The organism is Sphingomonas sp., assembly GCF_032114135.1.
In the GTDB taxonomy this organism is placed as follows: Bacteria; Pseudomonadota; Alphaproteobacteria; order Sphingomonadales; family Sphingomonadaceae; genus Sphingomonas.
Genome location: NZ_DAMCTA010000001.1, coordinates 1,094,554 through 1,115,366, shown reverse-complemented (window position 1 = coordinate 1,115,366; position 20,813 = coordinate 1,094,554). Strand labels below are relative to the sequence as shown.

The window sequence follows — 20,813 nt, the reverse complement described above, 5'->3', positions numbered from 1 at the left end:
GGCGACGGGGATAGCGGGGCCGGACCTGCCCGGCAACCGGATCACGCCTTCACATACACCCAGGCGCGCAGGCCCGAGGCGAGGGGTGCCCGCACGCGGACATAGTTCTCGCTCTCGTAGACATCGGCGGCTTCCAGCTCCTGCGGGGACAGCTGGAAGACCTTGCCCGGGATCGGCGGGCCGTCGCCTGGGATCAGCGCGAGGTGCGTCTCGATGCCGCTGGCGTCGAGCACTGCGGGGTCGCGGATCTGGATCTCGGTGATCACATAGCCGTGGAGCACGTCGTCGGTGCCGTCGAGCAGCCGGCCGAACTGGCGAAGCTGTACCTGGTCGAGCTGGAGCGTGCCGTAGGAGAAGAGCGGCTCCATTTCCGCGCTCAGCCGATCGCTTCGAGCACCGCGGCGCGCAGTTCGGGCAGGCCCATGCCCTTGTCGCTGGACGTCGCCAGGATCTCGGGGTGGGCGGCGGCGCGCTTGCGGGCCTCGTCCACCGTGCGTGCGGTGACCTCGGCCAGTTCGCTCGCCTTGATCTTGTCGGTCTTGGTGAGGACGATGCGGTAGCTGACCGCTGCGTCGTCGAGCATCTCGAGGATCTCGCGGTCGACATCCTTGATGCCGTGGCGCGAGTCGATCAGCACCAGCGCGCGCTTGAGCTCCTGTCGCCCGCGCAGATAGTCGTTCACCAGGTAGCGCCACTTGCGCACCATGTCCTTGGGCGCCTTGGCGAAGCCATAGCCGGGCATGTCGACCAGGCGGAAGCGCAGCGGCTCGCCGACGTCGAAGAAGTTGAGCTCCTGCGTACGGCCGGGGGTGACCGAGGTGCGGGCGAGGCTGTTGCGGTTGGTCAGCGCGTTGATCAGCGACGACTTGCCGACGTTCGAACGCCCGGCGAACGCGACCTCCGGCACCGTCGGCGCGGGCAGATGCTCGAGCGCGGGCGCCGACTTGAGGAAGGCGATGGGGCCGGCGAACAGCTTGCGCGCGGATTCGATGTGGTCGGGGTCGAAGGACATTTCAGTTCACACGCCTTGCTGCGGTCTCAAATTCCTCCCCGGAACGGGGAGGGGGACCATTCGCGACAGCGAATGGTGGAGGGGCCGCCGCGTCAGCGGCGGTGCTCCTGGTGTGCTGCGCCGTTCCGCGCCTTGCGGCGCGGCCCCTCCACCACGCGCCTTCGGCGCGCGGTCCCCCTCCCCGTACCGGGGAGGAGTTAGAGGGGCGCGCCGTGGTCACTTCGCCTTGGCCGCGCTCGGCTTGGCAACAGGCACCTTCATCTCCGGATGCCGCGCATAGAGCCATTGCTGCTGGAGCACGGTCAGCACGTTCGAGGTGATCCAGTAGAGCTGCAGGCCGACGGCGAACGGCGCCATCAGGAACATCAGCATCCACGGCATGATCGCGAACATCTGCTTCTGCATCTCGTCCATCGGCGCCGGGTTCATCCGCATCTGGAAGAACATCGACACGCCGAGCAGCACCGGCACCACGCCGATGGCGAGGAAGCTGGGCAGGGTGAAGTGCAGATAGCCGAACAGGTTGAGGATCGTCGCCGGATCCGGAGCCGAGAGGTCCTTGATCCACAGCACGAACGGCTGGTGGCGCATCTCGATCGTCAGCAGCAGCACCTTGTACAGCGCGAACATGATCGGAATCTGCAGCAGCATCGGCGCGCAGCCGGCGAGCGGATTGACCTTCTCCGCCTTGTACAGCTGCATGATCTCCTGCTGCTGGCGCGCCTTGTCGTCCTTGTAGCGCTCCTGGATCGCCTTCATCTTCGGCTGCACCTGGCGCATCTTCGCCATCGAGGCGAACTGCTTCTGCGCGATCGGGAAGAGCAGGCCGCGGATGGTGATCGTCAGCAGGATGATCGCCACGCCGAAATTGCCGACCAGCTTGAACAGCCAGCTGAGGTAGGTGAAGATCGGGCGCTCGATGATCTCGAACCAGCCCCAGTCGATCGCGCGCTCGAAGCGGGCGATGTTGTACTGCTTCTGATAGGCGTCGAGCAGCTTCACTTCCTTCGCGCCGGCGAAGAAGTGGCTGGTATAGGTCGCTTCCTTGCCCGGGCGCACCGCAATCGGCTGAGCGAGCGCGACATCGGCCTGGTACTGCTGCGCGGCGGTGCCGCGCTGCTGGATGTTCACCCCGCCGCGCTGGTCCGGGATCGCCGCGGTCAGCCAGTAATGGTCGCTGAAGCCGACCCAGCCGCCGTTCGAGGCGAACTGCTGCGGCGTGCTCTCGATGTCCTTCCAGTTGATATAGTGCGCGCCGTCTGCGGTCGCGGCGACCGGGCCGACATGCGCGGCCCACTGGCTGGTATCGGTCGAGCGCTGGCCGCGCGAGATCAGCGTATAGGGGGTTACGGCCACCGGCGCGCCGCCGCGATTGGCAACGGTCTGACGGACGGTGAACATGTAATTTGAATCGACGCCGAGCTCGACCGTGAAGGTCTGGCCCGCGCTGTTGGTGCTGGTGAGCTTCACCGGAGTCCCCGGCGTCAGCGACGCACCATCGGCCTTCCACACGGTGTTGCCGTCAGGCGCGCCGGCGCCCTGCCAGCCGAACTGCGCGAAATAGGCGCCTTCCGCGCCGCTCGGCGAGAGCAGGCGGATCGGCGGCGAGTTCTTCGCGACGGTCTGGTCATACTGGCGCAGGACGAGATCGTCGATGCGCAGGCCCTTGAGGTTGATCGAGCCCTTCAGCGCGGGCGTGTCGATCTGCACGCGGGGGCTGTCGGCGAGCACCGCGTCGCGCCCGCGAATCGTCTTGGGCGCGTTGGTCGCCGGGTCGACGCCCGAATTGGGCACCGGCTGCAGCTTGCCGTCGACCATCTTCGCGGGGGCGGCCGGCTGCTGCGGGAAAAACCAGTGGCTGATCATCGGCCAGCCGAGCAGCACGAGCGCCGCGAACGCCGCGAAGAGGATGAAGTTCTTCTGTTCTTCTTTCACCGATAATCCCCGGAAGGAAACTCAAGGAACGGGATCTGGGCCGTGCCCGCCCCATGGATGGCAGCGCGCGATGCGCCGTAGCGCAAGCCAGCCGCCTTTCACCGCCCCATAGCGGCGAAGCGCCTCGATTGCATAGGCCGAACAGGATGGCTGGTAGCGGCAGGTGGGCGGCAGGATCAGCGACGGCCCCAGCTGCCAGGCGCGCGCGAGCAGCATCAGCAAGCGCGCGATCATGATTCGACCTTGGGGTCGCCCTTGGGGCGCACGCGCCGAAGCGCCTTGGCGAGCTCCGCCTTCAGATCGGCATAGGGACGTTCGATTCCGCCCATCCGGCCGATCAGCACATGGTCCGCGCCGGCGATTCCGGCCTCCGGCAGGATTTCGCGCGCGAGCATACGAAAGCGCCGCTTCATCCGATTCCGGATAACGGCGTTGCCAACTTTCTTGGATACGGTAATGCCGATCCGCATCGACGGATCGGCATCGTTCCGTTCGCGCACCAGCAGGACGAAACCGGGCATCGGTGCCCGCTTTCCCCCGTTGGCGGCGAGATAGTCCTTGCGCTGCGTGAGCCGGTCGAGGCTCAGCAAGGGCGTGTCGGTGCTTACGCCGACAGCTTCTTGCGGCCGCGGGCGCGGCGGGCGCGGATCACATTGCGACCGCCCGGGGTCGCCATCCGTGCACGGAAGCCGTGCCGGCGCGCACGCACCAGGTTGCTCGGCTGAAAGGTCCGCTTCATCGCTCATCCTCGAGTATCTAGAACGTAAAAGGGCCGCCACAGGGGCGGCCGCGTGTCGAGCGCCATTACGGGCAAGTGGCGCCAGAGTCAACGCGGGATGCGGAGATTGGGGCAGTGCCTGGCGCATGAGCGGAGAAATGGGTGGAGTGTGTTGGTTGTGCAAGACGCGTGGTGGCGGCTCGACATGCATCTCGGTCGGCAATCGCGGTCAGGGCATTGTGCGTCTCGGCGCCAAGAGGCGAGGATAGCGTTTGCTGAGCACGAGAAGCATCACGACGAAGGGCACAAATCCTAGGAACGAGGCCAGATCGAACCCTATCCTCGTGCCGAGATATCCTACTGCAGTGTACTGGCAAAATTTGCCGATCGCGACGCCAAGTATGATGACGACTGCCGTGTGAAGAAGTCGGCCCGTGATCAGAACGGCTTTGTTAATAGGTGGGCGCACGACATCCCTTTCGATCAACGTGGCGTACGTTATGGGTAAAGAGCGACACGGCTCAAGGGACGAGCTTTGATAGCCGCACCCGATGGCAGCGGCCGCTGAAGTTCAGGCGAGCAATCATATCCCTTCCGTATCGTGCAGAAGCGGCTATGCTCCTATGTCGGGGAGGGGGCTTTCTTGGTCGCCAGTGTCTCGACGGTTGCCTATCTGGGGTTGGAAGCGCGCGCGGTGGAGGTGCAATGCAACCTCGTCGCCGGGCTGCCCAAGTTCGTCGTCGTCGGGCTGCCCGACAAGGCGGTGGCGGAAAGCCGCGAACGGGTGCGCGCCGCGATGGCCGCCATCGGGCTGGCGCTGCCCCCCAAGCATATCGTGCTCAACCTCTCGCCCGCCGACCTGCCCAAGGAAGGATCGCATTTCGATCTCCCCATCGCGCTGGCGCTGCTCGCGGCGATGGGCGTGGTCGATGCCGAGACGATCGCGGGCTATGTCGTGGTCGGCGAGCTGGCGCTCGACGGGCGGATCGCGCCCTCGCCGGGCGTGCTGCTCGCCGCGATGCATGCGGCCGAGGCGGGCAAGGGGCTGGTCTGTCCCGCCGCGCAGGGCCCCGAGGCGAGCTGGGCGGGGCAGGTGGAAGTGCTCGCCGCACCCGACCTGATCAGCCTGCTCAACCACTTCAAGGGTAACCAGCTGCTCCCCGGCCCCGTGCCGGGCGAAGTCGACCCGCCGGGGCAGGGGCCGGACCTCGCCCAGGTGAAGGGGCAGGAGAACGCCAAGCGCGCACTGGAGATTGCCGCGGCGGGCGGGCACAATCTGCTGTTCGTAGGTCCCCCAGGCGCGGGCAAGTCGCTGATGGCCGCATGCCTGCCGGGCATCTTGCCGCCGCTGGAGGCGGCCGAGGCGCTGGAAGTGTCGATGGTCGCCTCGGTCGCGGGCACGCTGCAGGGCGGGCGGCTGACCCGCACCCGGCCGTTCCGCGCGCCGCATCACAGCGCGTCGATGGCGGCGCTGACCGGCGGGGGCCTCAAGGTGAAGCCCGGCGAAGTGAGCCTCGCGCATCTCGGCGTGCTGTTCCTCGACGAACTGCCCGAGTTCCAGCGCGCGGTGCTCGGTTCGCTCCGCCAGCCGCTCGAGGCGGGGGTGGTGAGCGTCGCGCGAGCGAATGCGCATGTCACCTTCCCGGCGCGGGTGCAGCTGATCGCGGCGATGAACCCGTGCCGCTGCGGGCATCTCGGCGACCCGGCGCTCGCCTGCGCCCGTGCGCCGCGCTGCGCGGCGGACTATCAGGCCAAGGTCTCCGGGCCTTTGCTCGACCGCATCGACCTGCATGTGGAGGTGCAACCGGTCACCGCCGCCGATCTCGTCCTGCCGCCCCCCGCCGAAGGGTCGGCCGAGGTGGCCGCGCGGGTGGCGGCGGCGCGGGCGCTCCAAACGGTGCGCTACGTCGGCACGGCCACGCGGACCAATGCCGAGGCGGACGGCGAACCGCTGATGGCGGTCGCTACCCCCGACGATGCCGGGCGCAAGCTCCTGGCGCAGGCGGCCGAGGCGATGCGGCTCTCGGCACGAGGCTATACAAGGGTGCTGCGCGTGGCGCGAACGATCGCCGATCTGGCGGGGGCGGAGGGGGTAGCGCGCATCCACGTCGCGGAAGCGCTAAGTTACCGCCGCCAAACGCCGAGGAATTGAGCGTGCCATGCTGATCGAGGCCATCCTGGAATATCTCGGCGCCATCGGCGGGCCGGATCGCGGGACAGGGAAGCTGTGGCTTGGGATTGTCGCAGCGGGCGGTATCGCCTGTGTGCTGATTGCGTGCTTCGCATAGCGTGGCAGCTTGCGCCCAATTGCGGACATTGATCTTCTCAGGCAGTCTGAAACTCGTGGACTGGGGGACTCGCTCGTGATCGAGATCTGGGTGGCTATGCTGGCGTTCCAAGTCGAGATCGGCCCCCGGGAATGTACTCAGCCAAGCCCCGACGACATGCGCCCATATAGCTTGTGTCTAGCTGAAACCTTCAACAACGAGACAGAGCGTAAGCTGCAGCACCAGCTGAGACATGCGGTGCGGGGCCTACGCGCCAGCAAGGGCGCACAGGCCGCATCGCAACTCCGAAGCAACCAACGGCATTGGGACCGCCAGCGCCATCAAACGTGTGCCCATGAAGCCGTTGATGCACCCGTTTCGGAACAGGCGCGGGTGGAACTTACCTGTCTCTCCAATGCGGCCGACACGCGGATCGCGCGCCTCACTGTTATGAGTAGGCATGTCCGCTAACCACCCAACTTCCGTCGTTCGCGGCTCGTCCCGCCCTTCTTGCACTCCAACGGGTGTTCCCTATATGTTTCATGATCGTCGCCTGGGGGCGGCCGCTCTTTGATCGTGTTTGAACCTTCCGCTGCGCGCCGCGCGTGTTCATCCTGTGTTGCGGGTGCAGGACGCGCGAGGTTTTCACGAGCCTAAACTTCGTAAACTTCACACTCCCACAAGAGCGGTCGATGCACCCGCGCAAAACCGCATGCGCCTAAACTTCCTAAACTTCGGTCGGCGACCCCCATTCGGCGCGGCGCCTCGTCGCCCGCGTTCAGCCAGTGCTGCTTCCGGCACGATCGGCAGCAACCTCCCGCCCGCCGCCGCGTTCAGCCCCGGTGCAACAGCCCCGAAACGAAACGCCCGATGGCGAAGAGCCCGATCTCCCTCCCGACGAGGAGGAGGAAGTCCAGGAACGCGAGGCCGCGTCCTCGCGCGTCATCCACGAAGTCATCCGCCGCCAGGGCGACGAGGAGCTGGACCGGCCGGCGAGTTCGCTGTTCTTCTCCGGCGTGGTCGCGGGCGTGGCGATGGCGGCCTCGGTGCTCGGGCGCGGGCTGATCGAGAGCCATCTGCCCGATACCGAATGGCGGCTGCCGGTGGCGAGCATCGGCTATTGCCTGGGCTTCGTGATCGTCGTGCTCGGGCGGCTGCAGCTGTTTACCGAGAGCACGCTCTCCGCGGTGATCCCCGTCGCCGCGAGCCCCAGCGTCCGCAACTTTGTGCGGCTGGGGCGGCTCTGGGGACTTGTGCTGGCGGCAAACCTCGTCGGCACATTGCTGATCGCCTGGCTAGCGACCGAGGGCTGGGTGGGGACGCAAGCGAGCACCAAGGCAATGCTCGACACCTCGCGGAGCCTGCTCGAACTTTCCGGCTGGGACGCCGTGCGCGCGGCGGTGCCTGCGGGCTTCCTGATGGCCGGCATCGCCTGGTCGCTGCCGGGGGCGCGGCGGCAGGAATTTTTCGTGCTGGTGTTCTGCACCTATTTCATCTCGCTCGGCGAGTTTGCCCATGTCGTGGCGGGCGCAGTGGAGGCGTGGATGCTGTGGCTGGCGGGCGAGGCGAGCCTCGGCTGGGTGCTCGGCGGCTTCCTTGCGCCGGCGCTGCTCGGCAACATCCTCGGCGGATCGGTGCTGTTCGCGCTGCTGGCGCACGCCCAGGTGCGGGAAGAGACGTGAAGCGGGTTGCGGCGCGGCAAAGCTTCGTCTAGCCGTGCGCATCCGTCGCTGCCCCTGTGGCGAAATTGGTAGACGCATTCGACTCAAAATCGAACGCCGAAAGGCATGCTGGTTCGAGTCCGGCCAGGGGCACCACGAGATGGCGAGGCCATCGTAAAATCTGCGCGATCGCCCGGTCGGGCGGCGGCGTCAAAGCCGCCGCGTCGTCATCGTGCCCCGGTGGGGTTTCCGCGGTGCCCGCTCATCGCCGCGCCGGCATCGGGCGCGAAGCGGCGGTTCCAGACCAGCGCCGAGGCCGAGATTCCGGCGACGATCACGAAGGCCAGCGAGAAATCGGCGAGATGGAGTTGCGCGCGATGCGCCAGCCGCGGCCCCAGTTCGAGCGCAGTGGCGGCGGTGCAGATGCCGAGCGACAGCGTCAGCTGCTGGAAGGTGGCGTAGAGGCTGGTCGCCGCGCTCATCTCCTGCTTCTCGACATCGGCATAGGCGATGGCGTTGTAGCCGGTGAACTGGAACGAGGTGAAGAAGCCCGATAGCGCCAGGACGGCGACCATCGCGGCGACCGGCCAGTCCGGGCGGAACAGCGCGCAGCTGGCATAGCCGAGGCTGCTGATGATTCCCGAGACGATCAGGCTGTCGCGGAACCCCCAGCGACGCAGCACGCGCGGCGCCAGGGCCTTCATCGCCAGCGCGCCGATCGCACCGACCATGGTGATCGCGCCGGTGGTCGCGGCCGAGAATCCGAAGCCGAGCTGGAACATCAGCGGCAGCAGGAAGGGCTGGGCGCCCTGCGTGATGCGGGTAAGCGAGCCCGCGATCACCGATAGCCGAAAGGTGTCGATGCGCATCAGCCGCGGATCGAGGATCGGATCGGGCGTGCGGCGCGCATGCCGGACATAGCCGAGACCGAAGACGAGGCCGATGCCGAGCAGCCCGAGGGCCACCCCGCCCGCGCCGGGTCGGCTGGACAGCTCGAAGCCGAACAACAGGCAGCCCAGCGCCACGCCCGAGAGGACGAAGCCGGGCGTATCGAATCGCGGGCGGGCGTCGCCGCGTATCTCGGGCACGAGAAGCAGCGCGCCGAGGATCCCGGCAATGCCGATCGGCAGGTTGAGATAGAAGATCCAGCGCCAGTCGAGCCAGGTGACGATGAACCCGCCCAGCGGCGGCCCCAGGATCGGCCCGATCAGCGCGGGCATCACCAGCCAGGACAGTGCCTGGACCATGTCTTCCTTGGCGACGCTGCGCAGCAGCACCAGCCGGCCGACCGGCACCATCATCGCGCCGCCGATCCCCTGCAGGAAGCGTGCAGCGACGAGCAGCGGCAGCGTGCTCGCCTGCGCGCACGCGATCGACCCGAGCAGGAAGATGCCGATCGCCGCGCAGAAGATCGTCCGCGAGCCGAAGCGGTCGGCCAGCGTGCCGCTCGCGGGGATGAACAGGGCGAGGGCGAGGAGGTAGCTGGTCAGCGCCAGGCTCAGGCTGGTCGCGGAGGCGCCGAGGTCGCGCGCCATCGTCGGCAGCGCGACGGTGAGGACCGTGCCGTCCAGCTGTTGCATGAAAAGCGCCGCGGCGACGACCAACGCGATGGCGCGATAGCCTCGGCCGCCGCCGGCGGGCGGCTTGGTGGGGGTGGTCACCGCCTCGATGGCGGGCGCCAGACCGTCGCCCACATCCGCGCTCATCGAAGCCAAGTTACGCCGTCGCCACCGCATACCGTTCCGGGCACCTTCCTCTGTCCGCTGCCGCACGGCAGTCCGCGCACCGCCGACGATGCGCCGGTCGCGGTCATCGACGGCCATGTCCTTGGCGTGTCGACCAACGATCGTCCAGTCGATCGCGTTCAGCTGCGATCGCATGCCGCTGCGCGGATGCCGGTCAGGTATCGTCTCCAATGCCGACGGGATGGACCTCAGCCGGTCGCCTCGGCGCCGCTCACGCGAAGCGGACGTCGGCGAGCCTGCACGATTCCTCCCACAGGCGGACCGCCGAGCCGCCGTCACGGGCGGGGGCGGGGGGCTTTTCGAGCGCCGGATAGCCGCGCGTGCCGCCCAGCGCGTGGGGGCCGTAATAGCACCCGTCCTGTGCGGAGGGGTCGGTGGCGGCAAACAGCGTCGGCAGCGCACCCTGCCACGCAGGCTGGAACAGGAAGGGCAGGATGCGCCGGAGCCGGCCCGGCGTGCTCCTCGGGCCTGCCCCGTTCGCGATGAGGTCCGTTCGCGCGATGCCGGGATGCGCCGCGATGCTCGCGATGCCCCAGCCATGCCACCGGCTTTGCCGGCTCAACTCCAGCGCGAACAGCAGGCAGGCCAGCTTGGACTGGCCGTAGATCGGCATCGGCCGGTAGCGACGCGCGGCCTGCAGATCGTCGAAGTCGATCACGCTGCCACGCGCGGCGACGCTGCTGAGCGTCACCACCCGCGGCTTCCGTCCGCGCTTGAGCAGGGGAAGAAGCCGCGCAGTGAGCGCGAAATGGCCGAGATAGTTGGTGCCGAACTGCAGTTCCAAGCCGTCGCTGGTTTCCAGGCGTGACGGTGGCGCCATCACCGCGGCGTTGTTGATAAGGAGTTCCAGCCCCTCCTGCTGGTCGTTCAGCCGCTCGGCGAACCGCGCCACCGAGCTCAAATTGGCAAGGTCCAGCGCCTCGAACCGTATCGTCGCGCCCGGCACCGCCGCGCGAACCTCGGCGACGGCCTGCGCGCCCTTTGCGGAGTTGCGGCCGGCGAGTATCACCGCGGAGCCGGCGGCGGCCAGGGCTCGGGCGTCTTCAAGGGCGAGGCCTCCGGTGCCGGTGATGACGGCCGAACGGCCATGCTGCGAAGGTATGTCGGTAGCGGTCCAGCGGTGCATGTCTTTCCCCGGATCGAGTGCAACTGCCGCCACCTTAGCGGGGCGCTGCGGTGCCCCGCATGCCCGAAGCCACGAAAAATCTGTTCGATCCTCGCGATTTGCCCGACCCGCCTTACCCGCCGGTGACCGCTGCGATCAGCGCCCTGCGCTCGAGCACATCGCGTTTCGGCGGGATGCCGAAGGTGCGGCTATAGTCGCGGGTGAACTGCGACGTGCTTTCATAGCCTACCTGGTAGGCCGCCGCGGTGACGTTCGCCGCGTCGTCCAGCATCAGCCTGCGCGCCTCCATCAGGCGCAACTGCTTCTGGAACTGGATCGGCGTCATCAACGTCAGCGTCTTGAAGTGCTGGTGGAACGAAGAGGGGCTCATCCCCGCGACCTCTGCAAGATCCTCGATCCGGAGCTTCTCGGCAAAGCGTTCGCGCAGCAGGCGGATCGCACGGGTGATCCGCTCGAGATGCGTGTCCGCGATCAGCTGTTTGCAGATTTCGCCGCCCAGCGGGCCAGTCAGCAGCCAGTAAGACATTTCGCGCATCAGCGCGGGAAAGAGGATCGGCACCGCCTCGGGGGTCTTGGTCAGCCGCAGCATGCGGACGAGGCAATCGGCGAGCGAATCGGTCACCCGCGTCACGAAGATGCTCGGTCCGTCATGCTTGCCGGGTCTGGGCGGATGTTCGAGCTGTCCCAGTACGTCGCGCAACAGGTCCAGGTTGAAGTCGATCGTCATGCCCACGAACGGTTCCCCGGGAGAGGCGCCGACGATGCGACCCGAGGCCGGCATCTCCATGTTCACGACCAGACATTCCATCGCGCCATATTCGAGCAAGTCCGCACCAAACTCGATCTGCTTCAGCCCTTCCACCACCACGCACAGCGAGGGCCGATAGATTTGCCGGTTCGCCGGGACATGCCGCATCGCACGGATGACGTGCACCTCCGCCATCGGCAGGGGAAACAGCCCCTCGCCGCCGCCGCCGGCCTCGATATGGGCGTACACCGCCGCCCGGAGGGCCGCCGCCGCGAGATCATCCGGGGGCGCGATCGGGCGGGCATGCGCGGATACGCCGCGCACGGCACCATTTGGAGGAAAAGGCAAGATTTTCGCGGTTTCCGGCATTCTGGTCATCGAAGACACCTTCTAACGTGATGGCGCAGATCAGCCGAGGTGTCACATCAAGATGGCAAATCCGTCGGCACCGTCAACCCTAAAGGATTTATCCCGACCACATAAATTTGGCGAAGGTGTAGCTTGCTATTTAGATGAGCCACCCGAAGCAGCGATCGTGGCGACAATTTTATTGGTGAATATTATGTCGTGGGTCGATCGGATATTACCCACTACATTGACCGGGGTGGCGGCCGCGCATCTGATCACGGGCCGCCGCGGCTGTGTCGCTGGGCTGCATCAGGGTGTGGCGTTTCAGGAACCGGCTGGGCGGATACGCCACGACGTCCTTCGCGCGCGCTATCAGCCGCTTCGGCGTCGCGCTAGGCCAGGCGGGGGCCATCCCGACTGGAGTGTGGTGGATGAGAGTTGGGTTCGGCAATATATTCGTGATGGCTTGGGCGCTGTCCTGCGCAGTCGGGTGCGCCGCAGCGCAGCCCGGGCAGGGGCCGATGTATCGCGTGCCCGGAGCGAGCATCCCCGCGCCGGTCGATCATCCATTCGACGGCGTGATCGGCCTTCACGTCGACGCGACCGATATCGCGCACCGCATCTTTACCGTGCGCGAACATATCCCGGTGGCGGGCGGCACCCGGATAACGTTGCTGTATCCACGCTGGGAGGCGGCCAGCCATGGGCCGAGCCTGAGCGTCGTCGATCTGGCAGGGCTGGTGATCGAAGGCGGAGGCCGCCCCCTCCGCTGGCGCCGCGATCCGTACGAGCCGCATGCCTTTCACGTCGACATACCCGCGGGCGCGACGGCGATCGACGTCCAATTCCAGATGGTGGCGGGCGGGGAGTTGCTGACGCCGGATATCGTGCGCGTGCCTTGGCAACGGCTCGCCCTGTATCCGGCCGGCTGGTATGCCCGGAACTTGCGCATCGCCGCGTCGGTCACGCTGCCGGCGGGGCTGCGCGCCTTTACCTCATTGCTGGCCGAGCCCGGCGGAGGCGCGGAACTGCATTTCGCGGAGACCTCGCTCGAAACCTTGCTCGACGCACCCATTCTCGCCGGCCGCTACACCAAGCAGGTGCCGCTGACCGAACCCGGCACCGGTAGCGTGTCGCTGGACCTCGTCGCGATTCAGCCAAAGGATCTGGCCGTGCCGCCCGAACGCGTGGCGGAGCTGCGCGCGCTGATCGCCCAGACGACGGCGGTCTTTGGCGCCACTCCCTTCGGGCGGTATGATATTCTCGCCTGGCTCGGCGACGATGGCGCCTCGGGTGGCACGGAGCATCGGGCGTCGAGCGAGAATGGCTTGCCCGCGTCGCTCTTCCGCGATTGGCAGGCGCAGATCCTTTCCCGCGACCTCATTGCGCACGAGATCGTCCACGCTTGGAACGGCTTCTACCGTACCCCAGCCGACCTGTGGGCGCCCACGCCCAATGTCCCCGTCTCGGGCAGCCTGCTATGGGTCTATGAAGGGCAGACGGAATTCTGGGGGCGGGTGCTGGCGACCCGGGCCGGCCAGTTCGCCCCGGCCGAACTGCGCGACCGGCTCGCGCTCGAGGCTGCGGAGATTGCCGCCCGGCCAGGTCGCGCCTGGCGCCCGTTGTCGGACGACGTCAATTATCCCGCCTTCATGCTGCGCCAGCAGGTGCCCTGGCGCGACTGGCAGCGGCGGCGTGACTATTATTCGGAGGGCGTGCTGCTCTGGCTGGCGGTCGACGGCGAACTGCGCGCACGCACCGGCGGGGCGCGCGGGATCGACGATTTTGCCCGCGCTTTCTTCGCCCGGGCAACGCCCGAGGCGCCCACGCGAACCTATGCGTTCGAGGATATCTGCGCCACGCTGAACGCGATCGCGCCCACCGGCTGGGCGGCGTGGCTGCACCGCTGGATCGACGGGCAGGGTGACCTCGACACGACCGCCGGGCTGCGCAGTCACGGCTGGCGCCTGATCTTTACCGACATGCCGACGGCGGCGTTCCGCGCGGCCGAGGAGGAGAGCGAGGTCACCGATCTGAGTTATTCGATCGGGCTGACCGTCCGGGCGAACGGCTTGGTCCGCGCGGTTGTCTGGGGCGCTCCGGCTTTTCGCGCGGGGTTGCGTCCGGGTGTCCGTATCCTGGCGATCAATGGGGCGGCATTCGGGTCCGAGACGATCCTCGCCGCGGTGCGCGCTTCGGCGAGGCATCCGCTGGCGCTCACGGTCGAACAGGATGGCGGCAGGTCGGATCGGCCGATCCCCTATGCCGGGCCGTTGCGCTATCCGCGACTGGAGCGGATCGCCGACCAGCCCGACACCCTGGGCGCCCTCTTGGCGCCGCGACGGATCGCGGGCGGCAGCGGGGCCCGCGCCCGGGCAGACTAGGGGCGGTCGGGGTCGATCGGTGCGCGAGAGGCAGAGTCCTGCCGGGTACGGACGACAGCGCCGCGGGGGCCGTGCAACCGGGCAACGCCCTCGGCGACCGCCTGGGGAGCGGATCCAGCTTGGCAAGTTCGAGCAGAGGCACGGCGATACCGCCGAGCCCCAAGTCATGGGCCGATATCGATCGCCTCGGTCCGTGACGTCGTATGTGCGCCATCGTCGAAGCCGAGCGCCCGCGCGACCGGGCCATTCCAGTCATAGGGATCGGTTCGCACCGCGACGCGACCCGTCTCGTCGACAAAGGCGTTCTGGTAGAGCAGCCGGACCGGGATGCGGTTGGGCAACGGCACAAAGGCCTGCTCGCCACTGATGCTCGCGGCCTGCCACCGGTCGCCGATACCCTCGTCCTCGGCGATGCGCTGCGCGAAACCCAACGCGTCTTCGACGCGCACGCAGCCATGGCTCAAGTGGCGCTGGCTGCGTTCGAACAGGCCTGGCGCGCTGGTGTCGTGCAGGTAGATCGCCTGATCGTTCGCCATGTCGAACTTGACGAGACCCAGGGCATTGTCCGGCCCTGGTTGCTGGACGATATAGCCGCCCCGCCGCACCATGTTGTGGGCGGCGAGATAGTCGGGGCCGACCTGCGCGAGCTCGGTATTCTCGATCGATTTCGGAACCGTCCAGGTCGGGTTGGCGACCAGCCGATAGATCGGCGAGGACAGCAGCGGCGTCTCGCGGCCCGGCTTTCCGACAATGACCTTGCGGGTGTCGGCGACCACGCCGTCGCGATAGTATGTGAGGCGCGCGGCGGCGATGTTGACGTCGATGCGGGTTGCCGGCGGGTCGCGGTCCAGCCAGCGACGTCGCTCCAGCGCGACAGCGATCGTCCGTGCCCGATCGGCAGGGGTGAGGGTCAGCACATCGATGGTGCGCGGTCCGATCACGCCGTCTTCGGCAAGGCCATAGTCCCGCTGCAGCGCCCGCACCGCATCGGCGATGGTGTCCGTATATAGTTTCGAGGGGGCCGGCGCGGTCGTGCCCGGCTCGAGGAGATAGCCCTCCGCCGCGAGCTGCCTGGCGATAGCCGGTATGCGGTCATCGCGGTCGCCGGGGCGGATCAGCCCCGTCGCGGCAATCTGCGGCGCGGGGCCGGCGCCCTGGCGCTGTTCGGCAATCGCGGCGCGATAGGCTTCCGACAGCCGGGCATAGTCCGCATCGCCTGGCGCCAGTCCGGCCAGCCAGCGTTGCAGCTCACCGCGTTGGAGTGCCTTCGCCAGTCCCGCGACGAGATCGATGTCGGGGCGGGGCAGCGTGTAGGCGGCCTGCAGGGACTTGGGGTCCGCCACCCCTTTGGCCAGCGCGCCGGCGTAGCGCAGCGCGGCGCGCGTGAGCGCGACATCGCGCGCATCCGGCGTTTCGGCCGGGAGCGGTTCGGGCAGGAACCGCAGACGGTCCAGCCCGTGATCGGCGCGGCGCGCGACTGCGGCTCCCAGAACCTGTACGGCTTCATCCGTCCAGACGCGGCGCCAGCCGATGCGCGCATAGAAGCGCCGTAGGTCCGGCGCGGTCGCCAGCGCTTGGAGCGAGGTATCCGGCGTTGCGGGCGGGGCGCCCGTCTCGGTGGCTTGCATGGCGATGGCGGGGGAGGCAAGCGACAGGATAGTGCAGGCCGCTAGCAGGCGGCGGTAACCAGGCGTCTTGAAGTGCATGGCGTTGCCAACGCCTCCGACCTGCCGATCGCTCCATCGCTGCGGCATGATCAGCTCGTCCGCCAGCGCTCCAGTTCGTTCAGCAGGTCGCCGGTAATCTGCTCGGTCGAGAAGCCCGTGATGTCGCGGAGGCGGGTCCCCTGGCTGGTCTGCACGGCGAGCGTCCAGGCGACGCTGCGCCGCGCTTCGGAGGCTTCCAGCGCGGTATAGGCGGCAAGCGGACGCGAGCGGGGAAGCATGCGATAGGTGAACGGGCGATTGCTTTGCTGGCCTACGGTTAACGTCAGCTGCGCTTCTTCGACCTCCAGACGCAGGTCGGTCCAGCCTTCTCCCTGCATGGCGTCGAAGACGGCGCGCAATGCCGGCTCGCCATTGCGAGTCATCTGGCGCAGGATCTCCGCACGGCGTGCCGGGACGACCAGACGCTTCAGCCGCTCGCTGATTGCGGGGGCTTCGTCGGAAAGCGCGACGCCGGCGAGGTCGGCGTTGGTCTGCCGCACCAGTCCGAAGGCGAGCAGGAGCATGATGAAGCAGAAGGGGAGCGCCGCCAGCAGCGTCGCCGCCTGCAGCGCGCCGAGCCCGCCCGCGACCAGCAGCAGCGTGGCCGTCACGCCGAGCAGCACGCACCAGTACATGCGCTGCCAGCGCGGCGTGTCCTCCCTGCCGCCGGATGCCAGCGTATCGATCACCAGCGCGCCCGAATCCGCCGAGGTGACAAAGAACACCGCCACCAGGAGGATCGCCAGGGTGGAGGTGACGCTCGCGGCCGGCAGATATTCCAGGAACTTGAACAGTGCGGTGGAGAGATTGGCCTGCACCGCCTGTGCGATGCCGCCGGAAGCCTGGCCAAGGTCCAGCCAAATGGCGGTATTGCCGAACACCGTCATCCACAGGAAGGTGAACGCCGTCGGCACGAACAGCACGCCGATGACGAACTCACGGATCGTACGCCCGCGCGAGATGCGGGCGATGAACATGCCGACAAAGGGCGACCAGGCGATCCACCACGCCCAGTAGAACAGCGTCCAGTCCGCCATCCAGGCGCGGGGCTCATAGGCGTAGAGCGTGAAGGTGCGCCGCACGAAGTGATCGAGATACAGGCCGAAATTCTGCACCAGCGCGCGCAGCAGGAACAGCGTTGGGCCCAGTGCGAGCACGAACAGCATCAGCAGTACGGCCATGACGAGGTTCAGCTCGGACAGGCGCCGGACACCCCGGTCGGCACCGCTCAGCACGGACAGCGTCGCGGCGCCCATGACGCATATGATGACGAGGATCTTGACCGTCAGCGTATCCGGGATCGCGTAGATATAGTTCAGGCCCGCGGTCATCTGCGAGACGCCGAAGCCCAGCGATGTCGCGACGCCGAACACCGTGCCGCACACCGCGAAGATGTCGATCGCGTCGCCGAGCGGCCCGTTGATGCGCTTGCCAAGTATAGGCGCGAGGCCCGATCGCAAGGTAAGCGGCAGGTCCTTGCGATAGGTGAAATAAGCGAGGCTCAGTCCTACCAGCGCGTAGATCGCCCAGGCATGGACACCATAATGGTGGAAGGTGATCGCCATCGCCTCGCGCGCCGCGTCGATCGTGCCGCTCTTGGCCTCGGGAGGCGAGATATAGTGCTGGATCGGCTCGGCGACGGCGAAGTACATCAGCCCGATGCCCATCCCAGCGGCGAACAGCATCGCCAGCCAGGACAGATAGGGAAAGTCGGGCTCGGCATCGTCCGGCCCAAGCTTGAGCTTGCCCGCCGGCCCGAAACCGAGCGCGAGGACGACGACAAGGAACAGCGCGACCGAGGCGACGTAGAACCAGCCGAACGTGTCGATGGTCCAGGCCTGCGCCGCCTTGAAGGCGAGGTCGGCGCTGCCGGGCATCGCGATGGTGACGCCGAGCAGGGCGAGGATGAGCGCCGAGGCGCCCCAGAATACGCGAGGGTTGATTGCACTTTTCAGCATGATTGCATGGCTGAACGCCTTCGAAAGCGATTGGTAGCATGCAATTTTGGGACGGCTAGATGATGCGCGACACATGCTCGCGGGCGCCGCATTCCGCTAGGGGCGGAAAATTACCCACGCAGGGGGCGAAGCCGCCATGGTGGCGGCGACGGTAGGGGATGCCGCCGCCGCTGCACCTCAAAGCTTGATGCGGACGCCGAAATTATAGCGCGCACCCGTTTCCTGCTGCAGCAGGTAGCGCTCCTCGATGGCCGACCATTCATCGATATATTGGTTCGTCACGTTCACACCCTGGAGGTAGACCTGGAAGTTGGGCGTGAGATCGTAGGACAGGTTGAAATCGAGCTGTCCGTAGGCGGAGCGGTTGCGGGGACGCGACTGACTGTCACGGCAGTTGCGCAGATAATCCGAGCGCCAGTTGTACGATACCCGCGCCGAGATCCCGTATTTCTCGTAGAATACGCTGCCGTTCGCGGAGTGCGGCGACAGCCCGTTATAGCCGCAGGCGAAGTCGCTCAGCGTCTGGTCGCGCTTGGCGTTGCTGGCGACATAGGTGTAGTTGCCGGTCACCCCGAAGCCGCCGACGAAGCCGCCCAGCGCGTCGAGCGAATATTGCGCGCCGACTTCGATACCCTTGATCGTGCCGGTCTGGCCGTTGCGGGTACGCGTATCCTGATAGGTCCGGCCGAAGCGGTCGACCGGTAGCGTCTGCAGCTCCAGGAAGTCCGACAGATCCTTGTAGAAGCCGCCGACGCTGATGTAGCTGACCCGCGACAGATACCATTCGAGCGACACGTCGTAGTTGGTCGAGCGGAACGGCAACAGGCTGGGATTGCCGCCCGACGACAGCGGCACGGCGATGCGGCCGCCATAGTCGTTGTTGACGCCTAGATCGGTCAGCGTCGGCCGCGTGATCGTCTGCGAGAAGGCGGCACGCGCGATCAGCTTGTCCGTCAGGCTGTATTTGATGTTGGCCGAGGGGAGCGCGTTGACGTAGCTGCTACGCACCGCGATCGCCGTCGCGGGGCCATAGGTATATTGCAGCGTGTCGTCGCCGGGGGTGTTGTTGATGCTCGTCACCGGCGTGTCGAAACCGGAGGACAGCACGGCGGTGCGGATCACGCGCACGCCGGCGTTGCCGGTCCAGCGGTCGTTGCCGAACTGCATGCTGATATAGCCCGCGGTGAGCCGTTCGCGCACGTTGACTGTGCCGCGCAGCTGTTCGCGTACGCCGAAGGGCCCGCCGTCCAGCGCTTGCACCTGCGCCGCAAATGCCGCCTGCTGCTGCGGGGTGCGCCCGTTCGAGGGGATGGCGAGCGTCGCAGGGTTGTTGAGATAGGCGAGGAAGGCCTGTGGATCGACCTCGAACATCGAGGGCGGAATATTCTGCCCGCCGCCGAGCAGGTCGCTCCATTGATAGGGCTTCAGCAGTCCCTGCGCGATCGGTACCTGATAGCCGCAGTAGGTGCAGCTCGTGTCGCTGTTGTTGAACGAGCGGTTGATCTTGCGCCGCTCGGTATAGGACAGACCGACCATGACGTTGCGCAGGATCGAGCCATCGACGTCCCATTTGGTATCGAAGTGATATTCCGAACCGCGATCGCGCGAGCGGTTGGCATCGATCCCCATATAGTGCAGTCGCATCAGGTCGGCATTGTTGATGATGTTGTTGTCGTACGAGATCGAGGGGATGCCGCTCCCGCCGTCCAGCTTGAACTGGTAGTTGTAGGGCAGCAGCGCGCCATAGACGAGATAGGCGTTGGGCGAGCGCCGATTGGCGCCGGTCTTGGAGGCATCGAAGCGGAGCTCGATGTTTTCTATCGGGTTCCACTTGAGATTGGCGCCGAACTGATAGCTGTCGGACTTGCGGTTGGTCGTGTTGTAGACATGGTCGACCTTGGCATTGACGCCGTTGTTGGTCAGGTCGGGGTTGGCTGCCAGGAACTGCGGATTTTGCGCGATGAAGTCCCGCCCCAGCATGGTCAGGCTGGTGGCGGTGTTGGTGCCGTCGAAGGTCGGCTGGAAATACGGGGCAGCCATGAAGTTGTCGAGGCGGCGCGTCACGCCGGAGATGTTGAAGCGCGAATAGATGCCGTCGAGGGTGATCTCCAGATTGTCGCTGGGCTTCACTTGGATAGCGCCCGAGACGTTGATCCGCTCGCGTTCCTCCTGCGCGCGCTGATAATAGAGGCTCTGCGGCAGGTTGGCGTTGCCGGTAACCGGGTAGCGCGGGTCGCTGCCGGTGATCAGCGTCGGCACGCCGCCGATCAACTGGACGATGTTCGGGCGGCCGTTGATCCAGCCGTCGATGGCGATCGTGTCGGTCTGGCTTTGGCGCTTGGTGTAGGAGCCCGCGAGCAACACGCCGAAGGTCTTGTCCGGATTGGCGTAGGACACGGTCGCGGCGAGATCGGGCGACACGTTCTTGCGCGAGCGATCATAGATGCCGCCGATCTGCGCGGCGGCCTGCAGACCGCCGGGCCCCTTGAGCGGGCGGGCGGTCACAATGTTGACCGTGGCGCCGATACCGCCCTCCTGCAGCTCGGGGACGCTCGACTTGAATACGTCGGTGCGCTGGATCATGTTCGACGACAGGACGTCGAACGAGAATTCGCGGCCGGCGTTATCGGTCGCCATGACGCGGCCATTGACCAGGACGGTGTTGAATTCGGGACCAAGCCCGCGGACCGTGATGAACTGGCCTTCGCCACCCGAGCGATCGATCGCGACGCCGGTGATGCGCTGCAGCGATTCGGCAATGTTGGCGTCGGGGAATTTGCCGACATCCACCGCGCTGATCGAATCGACGATCTGATTGGCCTCGCGCTTGACCTGTGCCGACGAACTGAGGCTGGCGCGAATGCCGGTGACGACGATCTCGTCGCGAACGGCCGCGCTGTCCGCCTGCGCGGGGGCGGCGCTGTCCTGTCCTACCGCAGCCCCCGGGGGCGTCTGGTTCTGCGGCGCAGACGTGCCGAGATCCGGCGCCGCTCCGGTTTGCGCGACCGCGGGCGCACCCGCCAACACGCTGCCGAGCAGCAGACAAAGTTTGAGCGACGTGGACATGACGCGTTTCTCTCCCATTGAAGTCGGCGCCGCTCGTTGGCGGCGATTATTATGATTTTTCAGACTATGAGAAAAGCAATTTAAGATATCAAGCTTCGAATGTAACCGGTTTAATTGTGACCGCTACCATCAGCGGGTA

The 20,813-nt window shown here is 66.7% G+C and carries 17 protein-coding genes and 1 tRNA gene; 6 read left to right on the top strand and 12 right to left on the bottom strand.

Going from position 1 to position 20,813, the window contains the following annotated elements:
• Positions 1-41: 41 nt before the first annotated feature.
• The 6 genes from RT655_RS05070 to rpmH all read right to left on the bottom strand — a co-directional run bounded on the left by RT655_RS05070 (position 42) and on the right by rpmH (position 3,686).
• The gene (locus RT655_RS05070) at positions 42-368 is read right to left on the bottom strand and encodes a gamma-glutamylcyclotransferase family protein (protein WP_313535305.1); all 327 of its coding nucleotides are present in this window, start codon (positions 366-368) and stop codon (positions 42-44) included.
• An 8-nt stretch (positions 369-376) separates the two neighbouring features.
• Positions 377-1,012 (bottom strand): ribosome biogenesis GTP-binding protein YihA/YsxC, encoded by a 636-nt coding sequence (gene yihA, locus RT655_RS05065; RefSeq protein ID WP_313535304.1) that lies wholly within the window; start codon positions 1,010-1,012, stop codon positions 377-379.
• 216 nt (positions 1,013-1,228) lie between these two features.
• The gene (gene yidC, locus RT655_RS05060; protein ID WP_313535303.1) at positions 1,229-2,947 is read right to left on the bottom strand and encodes a membrane protein insertase YidC; all 1,719 of its coding nucleotides are present in this window, start codon (positions 2,945-2,947) and stop codon (positions 1,229-1,231) included.
• A gap of 21 nt (positions 2,948-2,968) precedes the next feature.
• On the bottom strand, positions 2,969-3,181 hold the full coding sequence (yidD, locus tag RT655_RS05055; protein WP_010545929.1) for a membrane protein insertion efficiency factor YidD: 213 nt from the start codon (positions 3,179-3,181) through the stop codon (positions 2,969-2,971).
• Positions 3,178-3,537 carry a ribonuclease P protein component gene (gene rnpA / locus RT655_RS05050; protein ID WP_313535302.1) on the bottom strand — a complete coding sequence of 120 codons (360 nt, stop codon included), beginning with the start codon at positions 3,535-3,537 and terminating at the stop codon, positions 3,178-3,180. Before rnpA ends, yidD begins: the two co-directional genes overlap by 4 nt.
• Positions 3,538-3,551: 14 nt before the next feature.
• The gene (rpmH, locus tag RT655_RS05045; RefSeq protein WP_010545931.1) at positions 3,552-3,686 is read right to left on the bottom strand and encodes a 50S ribosomal protein L34; all 135 of its coding nucleotides are present in this window, start codon (positions 3,684-3,686) and stop codon (positions 3,552-3,554) included.
• Positions 3,687-4,308: 622 nt separating this feature from the next.
• Here rpmH and RT655_RS05040 point away from each other — a divergent pair.
• The 5 genes from RT655_RS05040 (at position 4,309) to RT655_RS05025 (ending at position 7,749) form a co-directional block, all read left to right on the top strand.
• A complete protein-coding gene (locus RT655_RS05040; protein WP_313535301.1) occupies positions 4,309-5,817 on the top strand; it encodes a YifB family Mg chelatase-like AAA ATPase in 1,509 nt (502 codons plus the stop codon).
• A gap of 7 nt (positions 5,818-5,824) precedes the next feature.
• Entirely contained in the window at positions 5,825-5,953 is a 129-nt protein-coding gene (locus tag RT655_RS05035; RefSeq protein ID WP_313535300.1) for a hypothetical protein, read from the top strand.
• A 96-nt stretch (positions 5,954-6,049) separates the two neighbouring features.
• Entirely contained in the window at positions 6,050-6,403 is a 354-nt protein-coding gene (locus tag RT655_RS19995) for a lysozyme inhibitor LprI family protein (protein WP_409530261.1), read from the top strand.
• A gap of 371 nt (positions 6,404-6,774) precedes the next feature.
• Entirely contained in the window at positions 6,775-7,614 is an 840-nt protein-coding gene (locus tag RT655_RS05030) for a formate/nitrite transporter family protein (RefSeq protein WP_313535299.1), read from the top strand.
• Positions 7,615-7,664: 50 nt separating this feature from the next.
• Positions 7,665-7,749: transfer RNA gene (locus RT655_RS05025), tRNA-Leu, on the top strand.
• Between the two features lie 71 nt (positions 7,750-7,820).
• On the opposite strand, the gene RT655_RS05020 is transcribed toward RT655_RS05025, so the two are convergent.
• From RT655_RS05020 to RT655_RS05010, 3 genes are all read right to left on the bottom strand, one after another.
• Entirely contained in the window at positions 7,821-9,329 is a 1,509-nt protein-coding gene (locus RT655_RS05020; protein ID WP_313536911.1) for a DHA2 family efflux MFS transporter permease subunit, read from the bottom strand.
• 220 nt (positions 9,330-9,549) lie between these two features.
• Complete coding sequence (locus RT655_RS05015) at positions 9,550-10,464, bottom strand: SDR family oxidoreductase (RefSeq protein WP_313535298.1); 915 nt, start codon at positions 10,462-10,464, stop codon at positions 9,550-9,552.
• 112 nt (positions 10,465-10,576) lie between these two features.
• Positions 10,577-11,536 (bottom strand): AraC family transcriptional regulator, encoded by a 960-nt coding sequence (locus tag RT655_RS05010; protein WP_313535297.1) that lies wholly within the window; start codon positions 11,534-11,536, stop codon positions 10,577-10,579.
• Between the two features lie 485 nt (positions 11,537-12,021).
• On the opposite strand from RT655_RS05010, the gene RT655_RS05005 reads away from it, so the two are divergent.
• Positions 12,022-13,944 carry a peptidase M61 gene (locus RT655_RS05005; RefSeq protein WP_313535296.1) on the top strand — a complete coding sequence of 641 codons (1,923 nt, stop codon included), beginning with the start codon at positions 12,022-12,024 and terminating at the stop codon, positions 13,942-13,944.
• A 164-nt stretch (positions 13,945-14,108) separates the two neighbouring features.
• Here RT655_RS05005 and RT655_RS05000 read toward each other — a convergent pair whose 3' ends face one another.
• The 3 genes from RT655_RS05000 to RT655_RS04990 all read right to left on the bottom strand — a co-directional run bounded on the left by RT655_RS05000 (position 14,109) and on the right by RT655_RS04990 (position 20,674).
• Positions 14,109-15,650, bottom strand: a complete 1,542-nt coding sequence (locus RT655_RS05000) for a murein L,D-transpeptidase (RefSeq protein ID WP_313535294.1) — start codon at positions 15,648-15,650, stop codon at positions 14,109-14,111.
• Between the two features lie 50 nt (positions 15,651-15,700).
• Entirely contained in the window at positions 15,701-17,608 is a 1,908-nt protein-coding gene (locus RT655_RS04995; protein ID WP_313535293.1) for a BCCT family transporter, read from the bottom strand.
• 177 nt (positions 17,609-17,785) lie between these two features.
• Positions 17,786-20,674 (bottom strand): TonB-dependent receptor, encoded by a 2,889-nt coding sequence (locus RT655_RS04990; RefSeq protein WP_313535292.1) that lies wholly within the window; start codon positions 20,672-20,674, stop codon positions 17,786-17,788.
• Positions 20,675-20,813 lie beyond the last annotated feature (139 nt).

Coding starts and splice junctions, on each gene's coding strand:
- RT655_RS05000 (WP_313535294.1), bottom strand. CDS start 15,650: ATGCACTTCAAGACGCCTGGTTACCGCCGCCTGCTAGCGGCCTGCACT.
- RT655_RS05020 (WP_313536911.1), bottom strand. CDS start 9,329: ATGCGGTGGCGACGGCGTAACTTGGCTTCGATGAGCGCGGATGTGGGC.
- rpmH (WP_010545931.1), bottom strand. CDS start 3,686: ATGAAGCGGACCTTTCAGCCGAGCAACCTGGTGCGTGCGCGCCGGCAC.
- RT655_RS05070 (WP_313535305.1), bottom strand. CDS start 368: ATGGAGCCGCTCTTCTCCTACGGCACGCTCCAGCTCGACCAGGTACAG.
- RT655_RS05005 (WP_313535296.1), top strand. CDS start 12,022: ATGGCTTGGGCGCTGTCCTGCGCAGTCGGGTGCGCCGCAGCGCAGCCC.
- RT655_RS04990 (WP_313535292.1), bottom strand. CDS start 20,674: ATGTCCACGTCGCTCAAACTTTGTCTGCTGCTCGGCAGCGTGTTGGCG.
- RT655_RS19995 (WP_409530261.1), top strand. CDS start 6,050: ATGCTGGCGTTCCAAGTCGAGATCGGCCCCCGGGAATGTACTCAGCCA.
- RT655_RS05015 (WP_313535298.1), bottom strand. CDS start 10,464: ATGCACCGCTGGACCGCTACCGACATACCTTCGCAGCATGGCCGTTCG.
- yidD (WP_010545929.1), bottom strand. CDS start 3,181: ATGATCGCGCGCTTGCTGATGCTGCTCGCGCGCGCCTGGCAGCTGGGG.
- RT655_RS05035 (WP_313535300.1), top strand. CDS start 5,825: ATGCTGATCGAGGCCATCCTGGAATATCTCGGCGCCATCGGCGGGCCG.
- RT655_RS04995 (WP_313535293.1), bottom strand. CDS start 17,608: ATGCTGAAAAGTGCAATCAACCCTCGCGTATTCTGGGGCGCCTCGGCG.
- yihA (WP_313535304.1), bottom strand. CDS start 1,012: ATGTCCTTCGACCCCGACCACATCGAATCCGCGCGCAAGCTGTTCGCC.